We start from the raw sequence: 306 nt of genomic DNA, 5'->3' as shown, positions 1-306 counted from the left end.
GTCGCCGTCGATCCCCAGGTCGTGCGCCCAGTCGTCCTCGATCAGGAAGGCCCCGTGCCGACGGACGGTCTCGAGCACGGCCTCCCCCGTCGCGACCGGCCACTGCGCGCCGGTCGGGTTGGCGAAGGTCGGCTGCGCGTAGAACGCGCGGGCTCCGGTCTGCGCGAACGCCCGCTCGACGTCATCCGGATCGGGTCCGTGCGGACCGGACGGGATCGGCACCAGCACGACGCCGGCCTGCGCGGCCGCGAGCATCGCCCCCCAGTACGTCGGCGACTCGATCAGCAGCGGCTGACCGACGCCGAC

Annotated in this window: 1 protein-coding gene; it reads right to left on the bottom strand. The window is 74.2% G+C overall.

Translation table 11 applies throughout. The features are described from left to right. Positions 1-306 (bottom strand): aminotransferase class I/II-fold pyridoxal phosphate-dependent enzyme (locus tag L687_RS0122100; RefSeq protein ID WP_031208130.1); only part of this gene is annotated, 306 nt, incomplete at both ends.

The sequence above is a fragment of the Microbacterium maritypicum MF109 genome (assembly GCF_000455825.1).
Classification (GTDB): domain Bacteria; phylum Actinomycetota; class Actinomycetes; order Actinomycetales; family Microbacteriaceae; genus Microbacterium; species Microbacterium maritypicum_A.
The sequence above is the reverse complement of the archived record's forward strand: the minus strand, read 5'-3'. Positions and strand labels throughout refer to the sequence as shown.